Here is a 22,088-nt window from a genome sequence, read left to right on the forward strand (position 1 = left end):
GGGCTACGAAGCGAAATTCCGAAGCGTTCGAGGGAACCAGCCAAAGTGGGTTACGCTCGCCGCCTCTTCGGCAGAACCACCTGAGCCGTCGCTCGCGAAACAATCGCCTCCAGTGGCTCCGGCCGGTGCAGCAAGAAACCCTGGCCGTAGGCGACGCCCATGCCTTCAAGGATTTCGAGCGCGGCTTGCTGCTCGATTTTCTCGGCCACCACGGAGCAGCCGAGGCTTCTGGCAATGCCTGATATCGCCGAGACGATCTCGCGGTCAAAACTGTTCTGGGCGATGTTTTCGATGAAGGAACCGTCGATCTTGATCTGATCGACGGGAAAGCGGCGCAGATATTCGAACGAGCTCATGCCGGCGCCGAAATCGTCGAGGCTGACGCGGCACTTCCGCTCGCGCGCCTTGCGCACGAACTGTTCGGCGGCATCGAAATTGGTGACAGCCGCCGTCTCCGTGATCTCGAAGCCAATGCCGGAATGCGGCGCCCCAGTCTCGGCGATGACGGTGTCGACGAAATCCCACAGAAGCGGGTCGCTCAGCGTCTGCGCCGACAGGTTGAAGCCGAGCGTGATGGCGCCCGATTTCATGGCCGGGCCGTGCCGCGACAGTGCGGTCTTGATGATCCAGCGGTCGAGTCGTGAGGCAATGCCGAAGCGCTCGGCGACCGGAATGAACTCGCCCGGCGGGATCAGCTTGCCATTGCGCCCGACAATCCGCGCCAGCACTTCGACATGACGGCTCTCCCGCCAGGGTTTCCCAAGCAGATGGATCTCCTGGCCGAACAGTTTCAGCCGTCCGTCATCCATCGCGTCAACCGTATCGGCGGCGACACGCGCCGCGTTGAGGCCGCCGGAACCCGACGCCGCGTCGGCCGAAAACACCGCGAAGCGGTTGCGCCCGGCCGCCTTGGCGGCGTAGCAGGCGTCGTCGGCGCAGGCCAGCGCATCGGCCACCGTCGTCGCGGTGTCGTCGACGAAGGCGATTCCGATGCTGGCCGCGAGTTTTCGCGAGGTCACCGGCAGGCCGAGGTCGGCATCGCGAACCGCCGCAAGGATCGCGCCGGCTAGCGCCTCGGCCTCGGCCGGCTGGCAGCTGGGAACCAGCAGCGCGAACTCGTCGCCGCCTAGGCGCGCGGCTCGGGCCGATGCCGGCAGGCAGCCCATTATGCCGGCGGCGACGCCCTTCAGCGCCAGGTCGCCGGCGGCGTGACCGGCAAAGTCGTTGAGCGCCTTGAAGTAGTCGAGATCGACATAGAACACCGCCAGCGGCAGAAGCCGCTCCGTGGTGATGTGTTCGGCCAGCAGCCGGTCGAAGGCGGCGCGATTGAACAGGCCGGTCAGCGCATCGTGGTGAGCGGCGTAGGCGAGTTCGCGTTCGCGCTTCTTGTCCTCGGTGATGTCGCGCACGGTGCCGAGAATCTGGCCCGCGGAGTCCGGGGCTGCAATGAAGCGCACCAGCGATTCGACATGGCGGATTTCGCCGTCTCTCCGGATGATGCGGTATTGCGAGGCAACGACGCCGTCTGACGCAAGCGGCGCCAGATGGGCGCGCTCGGTGGCGACCTTGTCGTCGGGGTGCAGATAGGAGTGCCAGAGGTCGGCCGCCACCTCGTCAGTGTCGGCGACGAGGCCGAAAATCTCCCTGGTGCGGGCGTCCCAATAGCTCTTCTTGGCGGCGATATCGTGATGCCAGATGCCGGTGCCGCTGGCCGCCAGCGCCAGGCGGAAGCGCACATTGACCCGCTCCAGTTCGGCCTCGGCCTCTTTCTGCCGGCTGATGTCGGTCTGAACGCCCATCAGCCTGACCGGCTTGCCTGTCTCGTCACGCTCGACAATGCCGCCGCGGTCCAGCACCCATACCCAGTGGCCGTCCTTGTGCTTTAGGCGCAGCTCGGTCTCGATCGATGCGGTCAGGCCGGCAATGTGGCGCTCGCCGCTGGCCAGCGCCCGCTCGCGGTCGTCGGGATGCGTCAGCTTCAGCCAGAGATCGGTGGTGTCGGCAAGCTCGCCATCCTCATAACCCAGCATGTGCGACCAGGTCGGCGAATAGAAGCAGTCGCCGCTCAAAATATCCCAGTCCCATACACCGAGATGAGCGCATTCGAGCGCCAGCGCCCAGAACTCGCCGTTGCGTATTTTCTCTTCAGCCATGTCCTGGTTTCGTCCACCCCATCTCCGCCATTGTGCACGAAAGCAGACAAGAAACCGTTACCGGACGCGTGCCCGTACCGTGCGCAAAGCCTGCAATCGGATCGCACCATGCCGTGTTGCGTCATTAAGCGATCGGGGTTCATCATGCCATGGGCGCCCTGACTGAAGTCGCCCGGCCCGGCCCGGGTTCGACGATCCTTATCGCGCGGCGGCGCGCATTGTCCTCGAGCAGGCCGCGCAGTTCGTCACGGCCGCGGGCGATGCGCGACATCAGCGTGCCGGCCGGCACGCCGAGCATTTCGGCGGCCTCGGCATAGGAAAAACCTTCGATGGCGACCATGGTCAGGGCGGCGCGCCGGTCAGGGCTGATCGCCTGCAGCGCGTCGATGATCTCGCGCGCGGCGACGTTCTCCAACTGATCGGCAGGGGCAGCCTGCACCTCGCCAGCTTCCAGCGGCAGCATCGAGGCTTCTCCGCGCCGGTTCACCTTGCGCATCTGGTCGATGAACAGATGATGCATGATGGTGAACAGCCATTTTCGCGGGCTCTCTCCCGTCTGCCAGTTGTCCAACCGCAGCAGCGCCCGTTCCAGGCAGTCCTGGACGAGATCGTCGGCGGAATCGCGGTCGCGCAGCAGCGAGCGCGCATAGCGCCGCAGACGCGGGATTTCGTCGAGGATGGCTCTCTGCTTTTCGTCCATGACGTTTTGTCTTCGTTTCGGCATGCCGTTGCCGCAAAACCGCTGCGCCCTCGGGTCGGGCCCGAGGGCGGGTTGGGCCGACACGAAATCCTTTTCGCATTCAGCCAGGCATGGCATCGATGATGACCTTGTCGGGGTAGAAGGCGCCGTGGTTGCGGATCGCCGCCATCTCCTCGAAGGGCTGCTCGTAGGCCCACATAGCGTGCCTGCCCGCCTTAGCCGCCGGCAGCACGTTCCAGTAGCTGGCGTCGCCCTTGTAGGGGCATTGCGTCGAAAACTCCGTCTTCTGCAGCTTGCGGAAGTCGATGTCCTCGAACGGTATGTAGAAGGAGAAGGGATGGGGCGGCTCGATCACCATTTTGGCTTTCGCCGAGGACGCGATGATGGTGCCGTTGGCAAACACGACGACGCGCCCCTTGAAGGGCTCGACGGTGATCACCTTGCCCGGATTGCGTCTGAAGCCGGGCGACGGGTTCGCGTGCTGATCCATGGCCATTCTCCTTATCCCGTTGGTTCGAAAATCTTGAAGGCAGGATTTCAGCTCAGAGTTCGCCAGCCGACGGCGCGGCCACTGCCGTCACGCAGGACAGTTTCTGGCGCTTTTCGAGACTTGGCTTTTCATAGGTCTTCTTCATCGCTCTTCCCTTTCTTGACGTCTGGCAGGCGGTCCGTGCTGCTGCCGGTGTGCGATCATGGCTCCAAGGGACAATAGGCGCATCTCCCGCCCGGCCGATGCGCTGCCCAAGGAAATCGGGGCGAGCGTGGCAACAATGATTCGCATGTGTTCCCCGCGATCCGACGGCGGTGGATTTATCTCAGCCGAGACCGCCATGCTTGGGCTGGGCGGAACACGGTTTTGGGGAATGCGGCCCTCGCATCACAGGCTTGGGCAGGCCGGAACAGCGTTTTGGGCTATGCGGACCAGCGGCGCGGCGACTGCGACGGCCGCTTGGCGTCGGCATACGCCGCGAAATAATCGATAATAAGAGTCGACAGATAAAATTCTATCAAATTAAGATGACCTAGCTTGGATCTTCGCCTTTTCAGCCAAGCAACTAGAATAAATTATCGATGGATGAACTTTCACTTTCGGCAAATGTCGATTTTACACCTATTAACCAAATCTTAACCAAAATCACCTGATGTACCTTGAAGTTATTCATCTATGGGAATCCGAATCTAAGTTGGAATAATCATTGCGCAGCTCGCTTTTGGCATTGCCGATATCGTTGATGTCACTGCGCAGCATGCACCGGGAGGAGCTGCAGGGGTGAAGTCCGGGTCAGGACCGTTTGCGAGGAACAGTCTGCCCGACGGAGGGACATTCGCATGAGATTGCTGAAATACGCGTTGCTGGCGGGAGCGTCGCTGCTTCCAACCCTTCCCGCGATCGCCGCCACCGCGTCCGGCAACATAACGGTGCGCATCACCATTATCGACGAATGCAAGGTCCAGACGGCAAGCGATCTTGATTTCGGCACGCACGGTGTCATCGATGCGAATGTCGACCAGACAAGCACCATTGGCGTGCAATGCACGACCGGCAAGACGTACGATGTGGGCCTGGGTGTCGGGCTTGGCGCGGGCGCGACCACCGCGGTCCGCAAGATGACCGGACCGGCGTCGGCGACAATCAACTACACGATCTACAGGGAAAGCACCCGCACGCAGCTCTGGGGGACAACGATTCCCACCGAAACGGTTTCGGGAACCGGCAATGGCAGCGTGCAGAACATCACGGTCTATGGCCGTGTTCCAACGCAAACGACGCCGGCGGCAGGCGTCTACACCGACACCGTTGCGATCACCGTAACCTACTGACCAACGACGCCAATACGAGGACGACATGCGATCCATGCTTTCATGCATTGGCGCCACGGCGGCTGTTCTGTTGCTGTGCGCCGGTCTCTCACACGCCGCTTCGCTCAGAGTGGCGCCGACAGGTCTCGAGCTGATCGCGCCCGACGCCTCGGCGGTTCTTAACCTCAGCAACGATGACACCAAGCGGCCGATCAATGTGCAGATCAGGGTCTTCGCATGGAGCCAGTCCGGCGGCATCGAGACGCTGACGCCAACCACGGACGTGGTCGCCAGCCCGCCATCGACCAAGCTCGGACCCAACGCCCAATACGTGGTTCGCGTCGTGCGGGTCAGCAAGGCGCCGGTGCGGGCCGAAGAGAGCTACCGCGTCATCATCGACGAACTGCCGGACCCCTCGCGCAAGAGGGCCGGCACGGTTGCGCTGGCGCTGCGCTATTCGGTGCCGGTGTTTTTCCGAAACGCCGACGCAGCCGCGCCGGCGATCGCGTGGAGCCTTTCGCGCAATGGCGGAAGCCTGATGCTCACCGCCAGCAACAGCGGCGAGAGCCGCTTTCGCCTGTCCAACCTGATGCTGACCCAGGGCGGCAAGAAGCTCGGCAACCGAAACGGGTTGGTCGGATATGTGCTGGGCGGCGCGACCATGCAGTGGCCGATCGGCAGCAGCAAATCACTGTCCGCGGGCTCCGTGCTTTTGAAGGCACAGAGCGATCTTGGACCCTTCGATGCCAAAGTTGCCGTCAAGGGCCGCTAGCACCGCGATTATCGTCGCGCTCGCGACTTTCACACCTTGCCCGGCGGTGAATTCGCAAGAGCTGCCGGCCGTGACGAACCCCGAAAAGCCTGATCCCGTTCTGCCTGCCGGCCGCAGCCTCTATCTGGAGGTTTTCATCAACGACGTTTCGACCAAACTGATCGGCAATTTCACCGAAATGCCGGATGGCGGCCTGGCGGCGACGCCGCAAGAGCTGAAGGAAGTCGGGCTGAAGCCGCCGGAGGGTGCTGCCGACGCTGGCGGCCCGGTCAGGCTCGACCAGCTGGCGGACGTGTCGTTCCAGATCGACGAGGCGGCGCAGCGCCTCTACGTCACCGCCGCCAATGACAGCCGCGAGGCGCGCATCGTCGATCTCGGCTTGCGCCTGCAGGACCGGCCGGCGCCGCAATCGGGCTACGGCGCGGTGCTCAACTATTCGCTGTTTGCCAGCTCCAACACCTTGTTCGACGGCGACAACGAGCTGTTCCAGGGCATTTCGGGCGGCTTCGACACGCGTGTGTTCAGTCCCTACGGAACGCTCAGCCAGTCGTTCATCGCCGGCTATTCCGACGGCAGGCTCGGCGGCTTCACGCGGCTCAACACGACGTGGAGCTATTCCGACCCCGACCGGCTGATGACCTACCGGGCCGGCGACTTCGTCTCCGGCGGATTGTCGTGGACGCGGCCCGTCTATCTCGGCGGCATCCAGGCGCAGCGAAACTTCAGCCTGCGCTCGGACCTCGTGACGTTGCCGTTGCCCTCCTTCGGTGGCACGGCGGCGGTGCCGTCGACACTCGAAGTCTATACGCAAAACGTGCGCACCTATTCCGGCGACATCCAGCCCGGGCCGTTCCAGGTCACCAATCTGCCGGTGTTCACCGGCGCCGGACAGGCGCAGGTGGTGCTGCGCGACAGCCTCGGGCGCGAGACCACCGCCACCTTGCCGTTCTATGCATCCAAGATGCTGCTGCGCCAGGGACTGCTCGATTTTTCCGCCGAGGCGGGCATGGCGCGGCGCAATTTCGGCATCTCATCAGACGACTATGACGGCCGCGTCATGGGTGTCGCCACGGCGCGCTATGGCCTGACCGACCGGCTGACGCTGGAAGCCCATGCCGAGGGCGGCGCGGACCTGATCAACGGCGGCATAGGTGCAGCCTTCCCGCTCGGGCCTTACGGTGCGGCTTCAGTGGCGGTGGCGGGAAGCCATCATGACGGGCGCACCGGCTCGCTGGTCGATGCCAGCGTCGAATTCGGCTATGACGGCTGGGCGGTCAACGCGCACATGCAGGGGGCTTTCGGCGGCTATGAAGACATCGCCTCGGTGACGGCGCAGCCGGTTCTCGACCCCGACGACTTCGCCCATTTCAGCGCCGGCGTGCCGCGCGCGGTCGACCAGGTGACGCTCAGCGTGCCGATGCCGATCGATTTCTCCAGCCTCAACCTCTCCTATACCCATTTGAAGAGCGCCGAGGGCGAAACCAGCCAGATCGTCGGCCTCTCCTACAGCCAGGCGATCTTCAGGCGCGGCACGTTCTATGCCACGGCCTTTGCCGATCTCGACGACGACAGCAGCTATGGCATGTTCGCCGGGATTTCGATCCCGTTCAACGACGACGTCATGGCGTCGACGGGTGTCGAACATGGCCCTGACGGCCTCAATGTCGTGGCCGACATCGCCAAATCGGAGCGAGCCGAGGACGGCAGCATCGGCTGGCGGCTGCGCACGTCGGAAGGTGAGACCCCCAACCGCTCGGCAGCGGTCAGCTACCGGGCGCCGTTTGCGCGTTTCGCGACCGGCGCCCAGCAGTTCGACAAGGATTTTCGCGTGACCGGGCAGATGGACGGAGCCATTGCGGTGGCGGGCGGCGGTGTGTTCGCCACCAACCGCATCGACGATGCCTTTGCGGTCGTCGATGTCGGCACCCCTGACGTCGAGGTGCTGCATCAGAACAGGCCGGTCGGAAAGACCGACAGCAAAGGCCGCATCCTGGTCACCGGGCTCAATTCCTATGAGCTGAACACGGTCTCCATCGATCCTGAGAATCTGCCCGTCGATGCGGATGTTCCGACCACCAAGGAGACCGTCGTCCCGGCCGACCGCAATGGCGTGGTGCTGAAGTTCGGCGTGTCGGAGGTGGCGCAGGCCGCACTGGTAACGCTGGTCGATGCGAGCGGAACACCGCTCGAAGCCGGACTGTCGGGGCGCGTCGACGGCGGCACGGAGGACTTCGCCGTCGGTTATGACGGGCAGGCCTACATCAAGGGTCTCTCCCGGCAGAATGCGGTGATGGTCGGTCTGGCGGACGGCAGCTCGTGCCGGGCCACGTTCCCGTTCGAGCCGGTGCGCGGCCGGCAGGTGACGATCAAGGATGTGGTGTGCCAATGAAAACGGGAGGGGAAATGCTGCGCGCCGCAATCGTAGCAACGTTCGTGCTGCTGCCGTCCCTGGCCCGGGCGCAGAGCTGCAGCTTCAGCGTCACCGACATGAATTTCGGCCTCATCGACACGCTGTCGGGCACCGCGGCAACATCGACAGCCACCCTCAGCATGACTTGCAGCGGCAGTTTGCCGTTGCTGCTTCCCGTCCTGATCTGTCCGCACTTCGCCTCCGGCACCGGCGGCGCTTCCTCGGCGGCGGCCAGGCAGATGGCGAGCGGCGCCAACAGCCTCAACTACCAGCTCTATTCGGATCCCGGAATGAGCGTCGTCTGGGGCTCCTACAACTGGCCCTATGCCTCGCGCCCGCCACCGCAGACGCTGAGCCCCAATCTCTTCGGCAGCTCATCCGACACCGCGACCATCTATGGGCGGGTTCCCGGCGGCCAGTCGACCGTTCCGCCCGGCGCCTATCTGTCGACGTTTTCGAGTGGGCATGTCGAGATCCGCTACCGGACAAACCTGTTGGGCACCAGCTGCAACGGCGGCTTGGGCACCCTGGGCACCACTCCGACTTTCACCATCAATGCCACGGTGCCGGCCAATTGCCTGGTCGCCACCCAGAACATCGACTTCGGCCCCAAGGGCGTGCTCGACGCCAATGTCGACGCCACCGGCCAGGTCACGGTCACCTGCACCCCGTCGACCGCCTATACGGTCTCGCTGAATGGCGGCACGACAGGCGGCACGCCGACCAACCGCAAGATGTCGAAGGGCGCCGAGCGGGTCACCTACGGCCTCTACAAGGACCTGGCGCGGACGCAGCCCTGGGGCGATGCGGGAACGCCCGGGAGCACGGTGGCCGGCACAGGGACTGGCGCGGCGCAGCCGCTCACCGTCTACGGCCGCGTGCCGCCGCAGACCACGCCCTCGGCCGGCGTCTATACCGACACGGTGGTGGTGACCATCACCTATTGATCGCGGCCGCCTTCAGCGGGCGCCAGCCACCTTGCGTAAATCTCGCCGACGATGCCGCGGCGAAAGACCAGCACGCAGATCATGAAGATCAGGCCGGTGGCGATGGTCACCGGGAAGCCCGAGGTGGCGAGGGTGTTTTCCAGGCCGACGACGAGGCCGGCGCCGAAGACCGGGCCGACCATGGTGCCGATGCCGCCGAGCAGCGTCATCAGGATCACCTCGCCCGACATCTGCCAGGTGACGTCGGTGAGCGTGGCGAACTGGAAGACGATCGCCTTGGTGGCGCCGGCAAGCCCGGCGAGCGCCGCCGACATGACGAAGGCGGCGAGCTTGTAGCGGCCGACCGAATAGCCGAGCGAAATGGCGCGGTTTTCGTTCTCGCGGATCGAGCGCAGGATCATGCCGAAGGGCGAGTTGACGATGCGCCAGACGGCGAAGACGCCGAGGAGGAAGACGGCCAGAACGAAGAAATACATGTTGAGCGTGACGTTGAGATCGACGATGCCGAACAGATGCCCGCGCGGCACGCCCTGGATGCCGTCCTCGCCTTCGGTGAACGGCGCCTGGACGCAGAAGAAATAAAACATCTGCGCCAGCGCCAGCGTGATCATCGAGAAATAGATGCCTTGCCGCCGGATGGCGAGGAAGCCCATGACCAGTCCGAGCACAGCCGCTCCAGCGGTGCCGAGTAGGATGCCGGCTTCCGGCGGCCAGCCCCATGCCTTGACGGCGTAAGCGCAGAAATAGGCTGCGGCGCCGTAGAAGGTGGCATGGCCGAAGGACAACAGCCCGGTGTAGCCGAGCAGCAGGTTGAAGGCGCAGGCAAACAGCGCGAAGCACAGCATCTTCATCAGGAAGATCGGATAGACGAAGAAGGGCGCTGCGATGAGCGCCAGTATGGCCAATGCTATCAGTACCCGCTCAAGCCGAACGGAAGCGGCGGTGCGCTGCTCGTGAAGGGTCGCCTCGCTCATCTCAGGCGTCCCTTCCGAACAGGCCGGCGGGGCGCAGCAGAAGCACGATCGCCATGATGACGAAGACGACGAGGTTCGACGCCTCGGGATAAAACACCTTGGTCAGGCCTTCGGCGAGACCGAGCATGTAGCCGGTGACGATGGCACCGAGGATCGAGCCCATGCCGCCGACCACGACGACGGCGAAGACAACGATGATAAGATCGGAGCCCATCAGCGGGCTGACCTGGTAGACGGGTGCTGCGAGAATGCCGGCGAGCCCTGCAAGGGCCGCGCCCAGCCCGTAGGTGAGCGTCAGGAGCAACGGTACGTTGACGCCGAAGGCTTGCACCAACTCGGGATTTTCGGTCGCGGCGCGCAGATAGGAGCCGAGCCTGGTCTTTTCGATCAGCAGCCAGGTGCCGATGCAGACGATGAGCGAGGCCACCACCACCCAGCCGCGATAGTTGGGCAAGAACATGAAGCCGAGATTGGTGCCGCCGGCGAGTTGCGACGGTACGGCGTAGGGATTGCCTGACACACCGTAGTAGAAACGAAACACGCCTTCGATGACCAGCGCCAGGCCGAAGGTGAACAGCAGGCCGTAGAGCGGATCGAGCCGGTAGAGCCGCGACAGCGCCAGGCGCTCCACCGCCATGCCGAACACGCCGACGACGAGCGGCACCAGGACCAGTGCCGGCCAGTAGCCGATGCCGAGATGGACGAGCATCAGATAGCCGATGAAGGCGCCGAGCATATAGAGCGCGCCATGGGCGAAATTGATGATGCGAAGCAAGCCGAAGATGACGGCCAGGCCGAGGCTGAGCATGGCATAGAACGAGCCGTTGATCAGCCCGACCAGCATCTGGCCGAGCAATGCCTGGACGGGGATGCCGAAGATCATCGTCATGGCGTCATACCCCAAGCACCTCGTGCAGCTGTTCGGTGTGAGCAGAAAGCTCGCTTACGGCAAAACCCTCCACCACCTTGCCATGCTCCATCAGATAGAAGCGGTCGGCGATGCGGGCTGCGAAGCGGAAATTCTGCTCGACGAGCAGGATAGTCATGCCGCGCTTTTTCAAGGTGGCCAGCAACTCGCCGATGCGCTGGACGATGACCGGCGCCAGGCCCTCGGTCGGTTCGTCGAGCAGCAGCATCTGAACTCCGGTCCGCAGTATGCGGGCGATGGCCAGCATCTGCTGTTCGCCGCCGGAGAGTTTTGTGCCGGGGCTGTTGCGACGCTCCTTCAGATTGGGGAAGAGGTCGAAGATTTCCTCGACACTCATGCCGCCCTTGGCCACCACCGGCGGCAGGATCAGGTTCTCATCGACCGTCAGCGTGGCGAAGATACCGCGTTCTTCCGGCACGAAGCCGATGCCACGATGGGCGACGCGATGCAGCGGCAGACGCATCAGGTCGCTGCCGTCGAAGGTGACGCTGCCGCTGCGCTTGCGGACCAGCCCCATAATGGCGCGTAAGGTGGTGGTCTTGCCGACGCCGTTGCGGCCGAGCAAGGTCACGGTCTCGCCGCGAAAGACATCGAGGTTCACACCATGCAGCGCATGGCCCTCGCCGTACCATGCATGCAGATCGCGCACGGCAAGCAGCGGCTCACTCATGCTCGGTCCCCATGTAGGCGATGCGGACGCGCTCGTCCTTGCTCACCGCTGCGTAATCGCCGGCGGCGAGCACCTGGCCGCGCTGCATGACGGTGATCCAGTCGCAGAGATCGGCGACGACGGTGAGATTGTGCTCGACCATCAGCACGGCGCGGTCCTTGGCCAGCGAGCGGATGATGCCGGAAATCGTGCCGACATCCTCATGCCCCATCCCGGCCATCGGCTCGTCGAGCAAAAGCACTTTCGGATCGAGCGCCAGCGTGGTGGCGATCTCGAGCACGCGCTTCCTGCCATAGGAGAGATCACCGGCCAGACGATGCGCGACATCGTCCAGGCCGACGATGGCGAGAAGCTCGCGCGCCCGCGGCGTCAGTTCGTCGAGTGCCGACAGCGAGCGCCAGAACTGGAAGCCCAGCCCGCTCGGCCGCTGCAGGGCGACGCGGACATTGTCCAGCACGCTCAGATGCGGAAAGATCGCCGATATCTGAAACGAGCGGACGAGGCCCATGCGCGCCACCTTGGCCGGCGCGGTGCGGGTGATGTCGTTGCCCAGCAATTCGATCCTGCCGCTGCTCGGCTGCAGGAACTTGGTCAGCAGGTTGAAAATCGTGGTCTTGCCGGCGCCGTTCGGCCCGATCAGCGCATGGATCTGGCCGTGGTGGACGTCGAGGTCGACATTGTTGACGGCGACGAAACCGGCGAAATCACGCCTGAGGCCGCGGGCGGAAAGCACCACCCGCGGCGTGTCCTTTGTGCCGTCCGACTGGGCGGCTCCAGCTTCTACCGTTGTCACTTGGTGACGAGCGGGCAGCCGCTGTCTTCGGCCTTGATGAAGGCCTTGTCGCCCGGAATGGTCGCCAGATAGGTGTAGTAGTCCCAGTCCTTCTTGCTCTCCTCGGGCTTCTTGACCTGGTAGAGATACATGTCGTGCACCATCGCGCCGTCGGCCTGCACCTTGCCGTTGGCGGTGAAGACGTCGTCGACCGGCAATTCATGCAGCTGCTTGGCGACAGCTTCAGTCTCGTCGGTRCCGGCCTTGTCGATGGCCTTCAGATATTGCAGCACCGCCGAATAGGTGCCGGCCTGGACCATGTTGGGCATGCGGTTGGTGCGCTTGAAGAAGCGGTCGGCGAAGTCGCGGCTCTTGTCGTCGCGGTCCCAGTAAAAACCTTCGGTCAGCACCACGCCCTGTGCGGCCTGCAGGCCGAGCCCATGCACTTCGGCAAGGGTGAACAGAAGTGCCGCCAGCCGCTGGCCTCCGGCGACGATGCCGAACTCGGCCGCCTGCTTGATGGTATTGGACGTGTCGAGACCGGCATTGGCTAGGCCGACGACCTTGGCGCCGGAGGACTGCGCCTGCAGCAAGAAGGAAGAATAGTCCGTCGAGCCGAGGGGGTAGCGCACTTCGCCGAGCACCTTGCCGCCGCTGGCTTCAACCACTTTTGCGGTCTGTTCCTTCAGCGAATAGCCGAAGGCATAGTCGACGGTGATGAAATACCAGCTGTCGCCGCCCTGCTGGACCAGCGCGCCACCGGTGCCGACCGCCTGAGAGTGGGTGTCGTAGACCCAGTGGAAGCCATAGGGCGAGCACTGCTTGCCGGTCAGGTCGGCGGATGCGGCGCCGGTGACGATGTCGATCTTCTTCTTTTCCTTGGACAGCCCCTGGACGGCGAGCGCCACCGAGGATGTCGTCAGTTCCATGATCGCATCGACCTGTTCGGTGTCATACCACTGCCGTGCGATGTTGGAGGCGATGTCGGGCTTGTTCTGGTGATCGGCGTTGACGATCTCGATCGGCGCACCTTGCACCTTGCCGCCAAAATCCTCGACCGCCATCTTGGCGGCCTCAACCGACCATTTGCCGCCGAAATCGGCATAGACGCCGGACTGGTCGTTGAGAATGCCGATCTTGACCTTGCCGTCGGAAATTTCGCCGGCCGCCGCCGGCATCGCAGTCGCCGCAAGCAGCGCGGCGGAGACGAGATAGGATGCTTTCACAGGTAGTTCCTCCCTTGTGGCCGACGCCGGGAAACGCGGCGGCCTTGCAATGGTTCAACAGTTCCGTCCGGTTCTCGCTGAAAATTCGGGCCGTCGCGCCCGCCACTCCTCTTCTTGGCAACCCCTCCGCCCTGGGTGCGACGGGAGCCTAGCATCACATTTCGCGAGGCGAGAATGCTATTTTCGTAGCATGGCGTAGGGGCCAAATGGGAAGGCGTGGTCAGCCAATCACCAAGGCAGCCTTTTGCCGTCGCGGAAGAAGCCGCCGGTCGGGCCATCGTCCGGCAAGGTGGCGGCCCAGACAATGCCGGCCGCACCTTGCGCCACCGGGCGTCCGCCGGGGCCGCCCATATCGGTCGCAACCCAGCCGGGGCAGATGGCGTTGACCAGCACGCCGGCGCCGCGCAACTCGGCGGCCAGGATGCAGGTCAGCGCGTTGAGCGTCGCCTTGGTCGTTGAGTAGGCCGGCGCGCCGGCGCCCATCGAGGCGAGCGAACCGCCCTCGGAGGATACGTTGACCAGCCTGCCATGGCCGCCGGCACTGAGCAGCGGCGCACAGGCGACCGCCACGCGCCAGGCGCCGAAGACATTGGTCTCGAAGGCTTCGCGGATCGCCGCCCAGTCGGGCTTCAGCGCCCGCGAGCGCGGATCGTAGTTGATGGCGGCATTGTTGACGAGCACATCGAGCCGGCCGAAACGGCGCTGGATTTCAGCCGCGGCAAGTGCTGCCGCGTCGGGTGACGCGACATCCAACGCGATGGCCTCTACCTTGCCGCCCAGTTGTCTCGCCGCCGCCTCGCCCTTGGCGAGATCGCGCGAGCCGAGCAGCACGGTGAAGCCAAGCGCCGCGAGCTGGCGCCCGGTCTCGACGCCAATGCCGCGATTGCCGCCGGTGACGAGTGCGACCTTGCCGGAGTGGGGTGTGGTGGTCATCGCCTGGTCCTCAGTCACTTCTTCCCTTGCGGATAGATCGTCTCGCCGCGCTTCAGCATCTCGACGAAGGCCTCGATCTTCTTCTTGCGCCCCGCCTCGGTCTTCATGTTGTGGGTGCGGAAAGCGAGCGAGAAGCGGTTCTGGGCGGAAAGCCTTGCCAGCATCTCTTTCGCCTTGGGCTCGGCATCGATGGCGGCCTGCAGGTCGTCGGGGATCTTCATGTCCTTGCCACTGGCATAGGCGCGGTCCCAACGGCCGTCGGCCTTGGCCCCCTCGACCTGGCTTAGCCCGTGCTCGGTCATCCGGCCCTCCTCGACCAGGCGGGCGACATTGTCGATGTTGATCTTGCTCCAGATGCTCTTTTTGCCGCGCGGCGTGTAGCGCTGCAGAAAGCTCTGCTCGTCGAGCGACTTGCGCACGGCATCGATCCAGCCAAAGCAAAGCACGACGTCGATGGCCTGCTTGGGCGTGATCGAGGCCAAGCCGGAGCCGACCTTGTGGACTTTGATCCAGACCTCGCTCTCGCCGTCATGGTTCTCCCGCAGCCAGGCGTAAAAGCTTTCCGGATCGGGGAATTCGCGAACCTTGTCCGGATCGACCTTGATCGGCGCCATCATCACCTCGTTTGTTGCCCGGCCGTATCAGTTGTCGATGCTGCCAGCAGCGTTGACAAGGCCAGGGCGAAGGTGGCTTGCGCCTGAGCTGACGCCCATGGCAGTTTCCCGGCTGGTCGAGCCGGGCAAGGCAGACTGCAACTCGGGGGATATGCCATGCGTTCGCTGTTGTTCTGCCTGGCGCTTTTGCTGCCGGCTTCGGCACTCGCCGACCCCATCGAAAGCCAGAAGATCATCACCGCAGCCACTGGCGACTGGAACGGCGACGGCGCCATCGACCTGGCGATGATCGTCGAGACAGAACCCGGCGTTGCCATGGACATGCGTTTTTTCCTCAGGGACAAGGAGCACAATTTCCTCAAGCCCGCCGGCATCGTGCAAGAGCAGATGTATGGCGAATGGAACGGCTACGACCGGCCGGGCTATGAGGCGTCCTACATCGAGCCGGAGCTGACCGCGCTGCCGAACGGCTCGATCAAGCTCGACATACCAGGGATACCGACGGATGGCGCGCGGACCGACCAGACGCTGACGATCGCCTGGCGCAACGGTGCCTTCGTCGTCGCCGGCTTCGCCTATGATTATCATGACTACATGAAGGACAACGTCGCCAGCGACTGCGATTACAACTTGCTGACCGGCAAGGGCAAAAGCAGCAAGATGCAGCCGGACGGCACGAGAGTGCGCAAGGTCGTGTCTGTGGAAGGCAAGCTCATCCCGTTCGCCGAGTGGGACAGTGGCGCCAGCTTTACCGATTGCGGGGCGTGAACCGCCGCGCGGTGGCGGCTCTTCCCGCCATGATCCAGCTTGCGCAAAGCGCCGTCTCGGTCGGGTCGGATCGTGTCGTTCGCGGAATGGGGCGCGGGGGGTGCTTTGAGCGCTTGTGCGGATTGAGGTGACAGCCAATCTCCCCCCTCGCGGGGGAGATGGCCGGCAAGCCAGAGGGGGGCGCGAAGAAACGCAGCGTTTCCACGCAACTCGTCACGCAAACATTCTGAACGTGCGACCGCAATAGCTGAGAGGCCGGCGGGACAGCGCCCCCCTCTGCCCTGCCGGGCATCTCCCCCACTTGGGGGGAGATCGGCTGTCACTGCAGATGCGGCTTCTTCAAAAAACTGTTACGGTCGGCGGATTTTACCCTGAGCCAGGTTTCGCGGCCGTCGCGCACGACCCTGAGCGGGATCTCGGAACCTGCCGGGTTCTGCCATAGCTTGCGGTAGAAATCGGCGAGACCGTCGACCTCGCCGTCGCGCACATCGGAGATGATGTCGCCCTGGCGCAGGCCCGCCTTGGCGGCGGGGCCGCCTTCGGCGACGCTCATCACCACGACCGCGCCGTTGCTCTCGGCCGAGAAGGCGCCGAGCCACGGGCGCGGCGGCTTCGCCACCTGGCCGCGCGTCAGCAGATCGTCGAGGATCGGCGTCAGAAGGTTGATCGGCACGACCATGTTGATGTCGGCGACCTCGCCATTGCGGCTCATCTGCAACAGCAGCGAGCCGATGCCGAGCAGGCTGCCGTCCTGGCCGATCAGTGCCGCGCCGCCCCAGGACGGATGCGCCGGTGCGATGAAGATCGCCTCATCGAGCAGATACTCCCAGTAGCCGGCGAATTCTTGCTTGGTGACGATATGCGCCTTGACCGAGCGGCCGGTGCCGTCGGCAAACACCACGGGGTCGCCGACCTTGGCTTTCTCGGCATCACCCAGCGCCACCGCCGGCAGGCCGAGCGGCGCCAGCGCCTGCACCAGGCCAAAACCGGTCTCCTGGTCGTAGGCCAACGCGTGCGCCGGCACGACGCGGCCGTCCTGGTCGGTCAGCCAGACTTCTTCGGCCTCGGTGATGAGATAGCCGATGGTGAGCACCAGCCCGTCGCCACGGATAACGACGCCGCTGCCCTCGCGGCGCGTGCCCAGAGCGTTCGCCGTAAAGGCGTCGTCGGGCACCGTGGCGCGCACGGCGACAACCGAACGCAAGAGCGGGGAAAGGGGATCTATGGGCATGCTTTCATCCTGGCGGGCGGGGATTACCTTCTATAGGTATGCCGCGCTGCACGAGACGCAAGGGGCGAGAGGCGGTTCGCGCAGCGAACGAAAAGCCAATTGCTTGGCTTTTCGAGCTTCGAGCGGTGAAGGCCCGGTCCGCCTTCGGGCGGATCAAAAGGTCCAGTGGACCTTTTGAAGGGGCTGAACGCCCGAAGGGCTGGGAGCCATGCGAAGGGCCGGGCGTCGAGACAATCATCTCGAGACATCATTTCAGAGGTCAGCGCTGCCCCTCATCCGCCCTTCGGGCGTTCGTCGTTCGAAAAGCCAAGCAATTGGCTTTTCGCCCGCTGCGCGGGCCACTCCTCACCTCCCCTTGAACGGGGAGAAGGAAAAACAGCACGCACATTGATAATAGTTCAACGGAAGTTGAACCTTTCTGAATTGCACCTATCTCTGTCTGTACTTAGCTTCGAGTCGACTTTTCCGCGATCAGTCTCGCGCCCGTAGCGCAAGTCGTTTTCGCCCCCGCCAAATCCAAGGAATTCCTCGCATGACCGAATACACCCCGCCGAAAGTCTGGAGCTGGAAGAAAGCCAATGGCGGCACGTTCGCCAGCATCAACCGGCCGATTGCCGGCCCGACGCATGACAAGGTGCTGCCGGTCGGCAAGCATCCGCTGCAGCTCTATTCGCTGGCGACGCCGAACGGCGTCAAGGTGACCGTCATGCTGGAGGAACTGCTGGCGCTCGGCCACAAGGGCGCCGAATACGACGCCTGGCTGATCCGCATCAACGATGGCGACCAGTTCGGCTCGGGCTTTGTCGACGTCAATCCCAATTCCAAGATCCCGGCGTTGCTGGACCGCAGCGGCAAGACGCCGGTTCGCGTCTTCGAGTCCGGCTCGATCCTTTTGTACCTGGCCGAAAAGTTCGGCGAGTTCCTGCCGACCGAACAGCCGGCGCGCGCGGAAACCTTGTCGTGGCTGTTCTGGCAGATGGGTTCGGCACCCTATCTCGGCGGCGGCTTTGGCCATTTCTACGCCTACGCCCCGGAGAAATTCGAATACGCCATCGACCGCTTCGCCATGGAGACCAAGCGCCAGCTCGACGTGCTCGACAGGCGGTTGGCAGAGACCGAATATCTCGGCGGCGCCAGCTATTCGATCGCCGACATGGCGGTGTGGCCCTGGTATGGCGGGCTGGCGCTCGGCCGCATGTACAATGACTCCGCCGAGTTCCTGTCGGTGCAGGACTACAAACATGTGCAGCGCTGGGCCAAGGCGATCGACGCCCGCCCGACGGTGCAGCGCGGCCGCATGGTCAATCGCGCCTTTGGCGACCCGGCCATGCAACTGCACGAACGCCACGACGCCGGCGATTTTCAGACGAAGACGCAGGATAGACTGGTGGCCGTAGCGGACTGAAGCGAGGCGCCGGAGCTGTAATCTCCCCCTCAAGGGGGGAGATTAGCTCATCAATTTTGCCAACCTCGGCACGCCCTCACCCACCGCCCGCTCATCGGCCAGCGTAAAGCTCATCCGCATCGTGTTGCGTCCCGAGCCGTCAGCGTAAAACGCATTGCCCGGCACGAAGGCGACGCGCGCCTCCTTGACCGAGCGGGCGAGCAGCGCGGTGGCATCCGAACCCTCGGGCAGCGTCAGCCAGACGAACATGCCGCCTTCGGGACGGCTCCAGCTCACGCCGTCGGGCATTTCGGCCTCCAGCGCGGCAAGCAGAGCATCGCGGCGACCGCGGTAGGCGCCGATCAGCTTTTCCACCTGGCCGTCGTACACCGCCTCGGAAACGCGGTGCATGACCAGCTGGTTGATCGACGGGCTGTGCAGGTCCGAGGCCTGCTTCATCAGCACCAGGCGCTCGACGACGCGGCGCGGCGCGCAGACCCAGCCGACGCGCATGCCCGGCGACAGAATCTTTGAGAACGAGCCGCAATAGAGCGTGCGGGCATTCTCGATGCCGCCCGAGCGTTCGCAGTCGAGCGCCAGGATCGGCGGCTCGCCCTCGCCGTCATAGCGCAGCGCGCGATAGGCGGCGTCCTCGATGACGGCGATGTCGAGCTCGCCGGCGAGGTCGAGCACCGCCTGGCGCTGCGCGCGGTTCAGCGTCTCGCCGGTCGGGTTGGCAAAATCCGGAACGAGATAAGCGAATTTCACCTTGCCGCCAGCGGCGGTCGCGGCGGCCTGGTAGGCGGCGGGGGTCATGTTGCCGCCATCCGGTGTCAGCCGGTCGTAGCGCGGCTCATAGGCATTGAAGGCCTGCAGCGCGCCGAGATAGGTCGGCCACGTCACCAGCGCGGTGTCGCCGGGCGACAGAAACAGTTTGCCGAGATAATCCAGCGCCTGCTGCGAACCGGAGGTGATGAAGATGTTGTGCTCATCGCAGGCGATGCCGAGCTTGCCCATCTGGCCGGCCAGCCAGCGCCGCAGCGGCAGATAGCCTTCCGAGACCTGGTATTGCAATGCTGTGCCCGCGTCAGGGCCGCCGAGCACCGAGGCGTAGGCATCGGCGATGGCTTGCGATGGAAACAACGCCGGATCGGGAATGCCGCCAGCAAAGGAGATGATGTCGGGCTGGTCGAGCAATTTCAGCAGCTCGCGGATTTCCGACGCCTTCATGCGCGAGGCGCGCGACGCCAACAGGTCCATCAAACTCAAGAGCCCACCCCCCCGTGGATGTTGCCGGGCTGTCCAGCGCAATTTAGGTCAATCTACCTGACCTATTATCAGCCTCTTTTCGCCGGTGGAATAGCCAGAACGCCATTCCGCGTGGCCCAGGCGAAAAAGCAACGACATTTTTCTCGCCGCGCGTGGAAAATTGTTGCGCGTCCAAAGGCGCGGATGCAACCTCATTCCTGGCCGGCCAACAAAAAGAAACCGGTCTAAGGGGGATGCAGAATGACGCTCAAGCTCATCGGGGCCGGCTTCGGCCGCACCGGCACGTGGTCGACCTTTGCCGCGCTGAACAGGCTCGGCTTTCCCAGCTACCACATGCAGGAAGTCATCATCAACAAAGCCAACAAGGGCCATCTCGATTTCTGGCGCAAGGTGGCGAACAGTCCGCCCGGCAGCCAGCATGACTGGAACCGGGTGTTCGCCAATTACACTGCGACCGTCGACAATCCCGGCTGCTGCGTATGGCAAGAATTGATGGCCGCCTATCCCGACGCCAAGGTGCTGTTGACGCTGCACCCGCGCGGCGCCGAAGCCTGGTACGAAAGCACCATCGACACGATCTACTTCACCAAGAATGTCTGGCAGTTCAAGATCCTGGAGTGGCTGACGCCGTTCGGCCGGAAATTCGGCGACATGTCGAGCAAACTGGTCTGGGGCCGCACGCTGGCCGGCGTGATGGACGACCGCGCCAAGGCGATCGCACGCTACAACGCCTATACCGAGGAGGTGAAGGCGGCGGTGCCGCCGGAAAAGCTTTTGGTGTTCAAGGTAACGGACGGCTGGGCGCCGCTCTGCGACTTCCTCGGCGTCGCGTTGCCGAACGAGCCCTTCCCCAACCTCAACGACCGCGAAAGCATCAAGAAGATCATCCGCGACATCATCAAGGGCAGCTACATCATGCTGGGTCTGTCGGTGGCGGCGATCTTGGCAGTGCTCGCGGCGCTGTGGTGGTGGCTGGGGTAGCGCTCGGACGCCGCCAGGGTCCGGCTACTTGCGCATGATCCAGTCGAGGAGATCCGGCTCGACGTCTTCGTGGCCGGTCAGGTCGCGAACCAGGGAGGCGGCGAGCGCACGCCACCGCTCTTTCGGAACATTGCCTTCCATGACCGATTTGATGAAGGCGGCGCGCAGGATGTCGCAATCGAAGGCGGATACATCGAAAAGGTCTTCTGCCATTTCGGTTCTCCCATTCACACCAGGGCGGGAGCTAGCGAACTCTCAAGCGCCGGCGCCCAAGCCAATGGCCGACAACATCAGATTCTACTCTGGCCGAACCAAGCTTCAACACGATTCGATTGTACGTTTTTTACCAAACAGCGGCGGCTCGTTGCCCGCCGTTTTGGCGATGCTAGATATGCCGGGCGGCCTCTCCCCAGATGGCCGCAATGGCCGGCGCGGCTCAGGCAACATGCTTCACCGGCATTCGCGTCGGCCATTTCAGCCCGGTGCCGGGTTTAGCCCAGCAAGCGCTCGTATTCAGCCTCTGCCTGGCCGTAGAAACCGTCGGCGACGGCGATCAGCCCATCCCTGTCGCGAATGACGATCTCGCCGCGCCTGGACCGGATCAGGCCGCGCCCTTCCAGGATCTGCAGACCGATGGTGACGCCCGGGCGCCTGACGCCGAGCATGACGGACAGGAATTCGTGGGTGATCAGGATCTGGTCGCCGGCTATCCTGTCGTCACACATCAACAGCCATCTTGCCAGCCGATCCTCGAGCTTGGCGCGGGCATTGCTCAACGCCGTGGATTTGGCCTGGCTGTGCAGATAGTGGGCAAAGCGCAGCAGGAAGGCGCGCAGCGTTGGGCTTTTTTGCAGCGCTGCCTTGAACGGCTTGGCGTCCATGCAGACCGCCTCGCCCGGCATCTGCATATAGCAGTCGTGGGGCGCCCAGTCGGCGCCCATCACCAGGGCCGAAGCCGACATGCCTTCGTGGCCGATGATGCCGACCTCGGTGTCGAGCCCTGGCCGGTTCCTGGCCACCACCGAGGCGAGTCCGCTTTCCAGGAAGCAGACCAAGTTGATCGGCTCTCCCGCCATTTCGAGCGGGGTTTTGAGATCGAGTACACGATGGTGCAAATGTGGCGCAAGCAATACGAAGTCGGCCGGGTTCATGCGGCGCAAAAGGCCGCTCTTCTCCTTGCTGACCGACTGGTCCATCGCTCTCTCCCGTCAAGGGCAAGAGCACGTGTAATCTCCCAGCCGTCGGCGCCCTGCCAAATGCGAACGGTCGTTGGACGATAGCTGACTCGAAATCAGCCATCGTACTTGGTACAAAACCGACAAATCAGGGGGCGACGCCCCATAAATCAGCGCTTTGAGCGCTCAGCCGCAACCATGCGCGCTTCCCTCAGGAGGGACGCGCGATCGTTGCCGATCAGCGATGCGATCTCTTGTATCTGCTGCTCGGAGGCCCCGGATTCCCGCGCCGAAGCCGCGAGGGCCTTGGCGCTCAGTCCGGACTGTCCTAGTTGCTCCGCCATGGCACCAATGCCTCCTGTCGGGACAGGAGTGCGATGG

22 protein-coding genes are annotated in these 22,088 nt (G+C 63.9%); 7 read left to right on the top strand and 15 right to left on the bottom strand.

The window, feature by feature from the left end:
- Window positions 1-50: 50 nt before the first annotated feature.
- The 4 genes from AC1DYO_RS29050 to AC1DYO_RS29065 all read right to left on the bottom strand — a co-directional run bounded on the left by AC1DYO_RS29050 (window position 51) and on the right by AC1DYO_RS29065 (window position 3,488).
- Window positions 51-2,153, bottom strand: a complete 2,103-nt coding sequence (locus AC1DYO_RS29050) for an EAL domain-containing protein (RefSeq protein ID WP_477267820.1) — start codon at window positions 2,151-2,153, stop codon at window positions 51-53.
- Between the two features lie 142 nt (window positions 2,154-2,295).
- Window positions 2,296-2,853, bottom strand: coding sequence for a sigma-70 family RNA polymerase sigma factor (locus AC1DYO_RS29055; RefSeq protein WP_477267821.1), 558 nt, complete (start codon window positions 2,851-2,853; stop codon window positions 2,296-2,298).
- A 100-nt stretch (window positions 2,854-2,953) separates the two neighbouring features.
- On the bottom strand, window positions 2,954-3,343 hold the full coding sequence (locus AC1DYO_RS29060) for a DUF427 domain-containing protein (protein WP_477267822.1): 390 nt from the start codon (window positions 3,341-3,343) through the stop codon (window positions 2,954-2,956).
- A 52-nt stretch (window positions 3,344-3,395) separates the two neighbouring features.
- Entirely contained in the window at window positions 3,396-3,488 is a 93-nt protein-coding gene (locus AC1DYO_RS29065) for a putative RiPP precursor (RefSeq protein WP_477267823.1), read from the bottom strand.
- A 694-nt stretch (window positions 3,489-4,182) separates the two neighbouring features.
- On the opposite strand from AC1DYO_RS29065, the gene AC1DYO_RS29070 reads away from it, so the two are divergent.
- From AC1DYO_RS29070 to AC1DYO_RS29085, 4 genes are read left to right on the top strand one after another with little or no spacing between them, the layout of a single operon-like run.
- Window positions 4,183-4,674 (top strand): Csu type fimbrial protein, encoded by a 492-nt coding sequence (locus tag AC1DYO_RS29070; RefSeq protein ID WP_477267824.1) that lies wholly within the window; start codon window positions 4,183-4,185, stop codon window positions 4,672-4,674.
- Window positions 4,675-4,699: 25 nt separating this feature from the next.
- The gene (locus tag AC1DYO_RS29075) at window positions 4,700-5,425 is read left to right on the top strand and encodes a fimbrial biogenesis chaperone (RefSeq protein ID WP_477267825.1); all 726 of its coding nucleotides are present in this window, start codon (window positions 4,700-4,702) and stop codon (window positions 5,423-5,425) included.
- A complete protein-coding gene (locus AC1DYO_RS29080; RefSeq protein ID WP_477267826.1) occupies window positions 5,397-7,814 on the top strand; it encodes a fimbria/pilus outer membrane usher protein in 2,418 nt (805 codons plus the stop codon). The genes AC1DYO_RS29075 and AC1DYO_RS29080 overlap by 29 nt, the downstream gene beginning before the upstream one ends.
- 14 nt (window positions 7,815-7,828) lie before the next feature.
- The gene (locus AC1DYO_RS29085; protein WP_477267827.1) at window positions 7,829-8,782 is read left to right on the top strand and encodes a Csu type fimbrial protein; all 954 of its coding nucleotides are present in this window, start codon (window positions 7,829-7,831) and stop codon (window positions 8,780-8,782) included.
- On the opposite strand, the gene AC1DYO_RS29090 is transcribed toward AC1DYO_RS29085, so the two are convergent.
- The 7 genes from AC1DYO_RS29090 to AC1DYO_RS29120 form a co-directional block, all read right to left on the bottom strand.
- Window positions 8,776-9,756, bottom strand: a complete 981-nt coding sequence (locus AC1DYO_RS29090) for a branched-chain amino acid ABC transporter permease (protein ID WP_477267828.1) — start codon at window positions 9,754-9,756, stop codon at window positions 8,776-8,778. The two genes, AC1DYO_RS29085 and AC1DYO_RS29090, sit on opposite strands and share 7 nt — an antisense overlap.
- Window position 9,757: 1 nt before the next feature.
- A complete protein-coding gene (locus tag AC1DYO_RS29095) occupies window positions 9,758-10,645 on the bottom strand; it encodes a branched-chain amino acid ABC transporter permease (protein ID WP_477267829.1) in 888 nt (295 codons plus the stop codon).
- 4 nt (window positions 10,646-10,649) lie between these two features.
- On the bottom strand, window positions 10,650-11,354 hold the full coding sequence (locus AC1DYO_RS29100; RefSeq protein ID WP_477267830.1) for an ABC transporter ATP-binding protein: 705 nt from the start codon (window positions 11,352-11,354) through the stop codon (window positions 10,650-10,652).
- A complete protein-coding gene (locus AC1DYO_RS29105; RefSeq protein WP_477267831.1) occupies window positions 11,347-12,147 on the bottom strand; it encodes an ABC transporter ATP-binding protein in 801 nt (266 codons plus the stop codon). Before AC1DYO_RS29105 ends, AC1DYO_RS29100 begins: the two co-directional genes overlap by 8 nt.
- Window positions 12,144-13,352 (bottom strand): ABC transporter substrate-binding protein, encoded by a 1,209-nt coding sequence (locus tag AC1DYO_RS29110; RefSeq protein ID WP_477267832.1) that lies wholly within the window; start codon window positions 13,350-13,352, stop codon window positions 12,144-12,146. Before AC1DYO_RS29110 ends, AC1DYO_RS29105 begins: the two co-directional genes overlap by 4 nt.
- Window positions 13,353-13,580: 228 nt before the next feature.
- Window positions 13,581-14,285, bottom strand: coding sequence for an SDR family NAD(P)-dependent oxidoreductase (locus tag AC1DYO_RS29115; protein WP_477267833.1), 705 nt, complete (start codon window positions 14,283-14,285; stop codon window positions 13,581-13,583).
- Window positions 14,286-14,299: 14 nt separating this feature from the next.
- Complete coding sequence (locus AC1DYO_RS29120) at window positions 14,300-14,899, bottom strand: YdeI/OmpD-associated family protein (protein WP_477267834.1); 600 nt, start codon at window positions 14,897-14,899, stop codon at window positions 14,300-14,302.
- A 156-nt stretch (window positions 14,900-15,055) separates the two neighbouring features.
- Between AC1DYO_RS29120 and AC1DYO_RS29125 the strand changes: the two genes are divergently transcribed.
- A complete protein-coding gene (locus tag AC1DYO_RS29125) occupies window positions 15,056-15,667 on the top strand; it encodes a hypothetical protein (RefSeq protein ID WP_477267835.1) in 612 nt (203 codons plus the stop codon).
- A 319-nt stretch (window positions 15,668-15,986) separates the two neighbouring features.
- Here the strand turns inward: AC1DYO_RS29125 and AC1DYO_RS29130 are convergent, their stop codons facing one another.
- Window positions 15,987-16,898 carry a S1C family serine protease gene (locus AC1DYO_RS29130; protein WP_477267836.1) on the bottom strand — a complete coding sequence of 304 codons (912 nt, stop codon included), beginning with the start codon at window positions 16,896-16,898 and terminating at the stop codon, window positions 15,987-15,989.
- Between the two features lie 532 nt (window positions 16,899-17,430).
- On the opposite strand from AC1DYO_RS29130, the gene yghU reads away from it, so the two are divergent.
- Window positions 17,431-18,303, top strand: coding sequence for a glutathione-dependent disulfide-bond oxidoreductase (gene yghU / locus AC1DYO_RS29135; RefSeq protein WP_477267837.1), 873 nt, complete (start codon window positions 17,431-17,433; stop codon window positions 18,301-18,303).
- Window positions 18,304-18,345: 42 nt separating this feature from the next.
- Here yghU and AC1DYO_RS29140 read toward each other — a convergent pair whose 3' ends face one another.
- On the bottom strand, window positions 18,346-19,542 hold the full coding sequence (locus AC1DYO_RS29140) for an aminotransferase-like domain-containing protein (RefSeq protein ID WP_477267849.1): 1,197 nt from the start codon (window positions 19,540-19,542) through the stop codon (window positions 18,346-18,348).
- 249 nt (window positions 19,543-19,791) lie between these two features.
- Between AC1DYO_RS29140 and AC1DYO_RS29145 the strand changes: the two genes are divergently transcribed.
- Complete coding sequence (locus AC1DYO_RS29145) at window positions 19,792-20,532, top strand: sulfotransferase family protein (protein ID WP_477267838.1); 741 nt, start codon at window positions 19,792-19,794, stop codon at window positions 20,530-20,532.
- Between the two features lie 24 nt (window positions 20,533-20,556).
- Here the strand turns inward: AC1DYO_RS29145 and AC1DYO_RS29150 are convergent, their stop codons facing one another.
- On the bottom strand, window positions 20,557-20,745 hold the full coding sequence (locus tag AC1DYO_RS29150; protein ID WP_477267839.1) for a hypothetical protein: 189 nt from the start codon (window positions 20,743-20,745) through the stop codon (window positions 20,557-20,559).
- A 278-nt stretch (window positions 20,746-21,023) separates the two neighbouring features.
- Entirely contained in the window at window positions 21,024-21,728 is a 705-nt protein-coding gene (locus AC1DYO_RS29155; protein ID WP_477267840.1) for a Crp/Fnr family transcriptional regulator, read from the bottom strand.
- Window positions 21,729-22,088 lie beyond the last annotated feature (360 nt).

The sequence above is a fragment of the Mesorhizobium sp. P2_F5 genome (assembly GCF_056403715.1).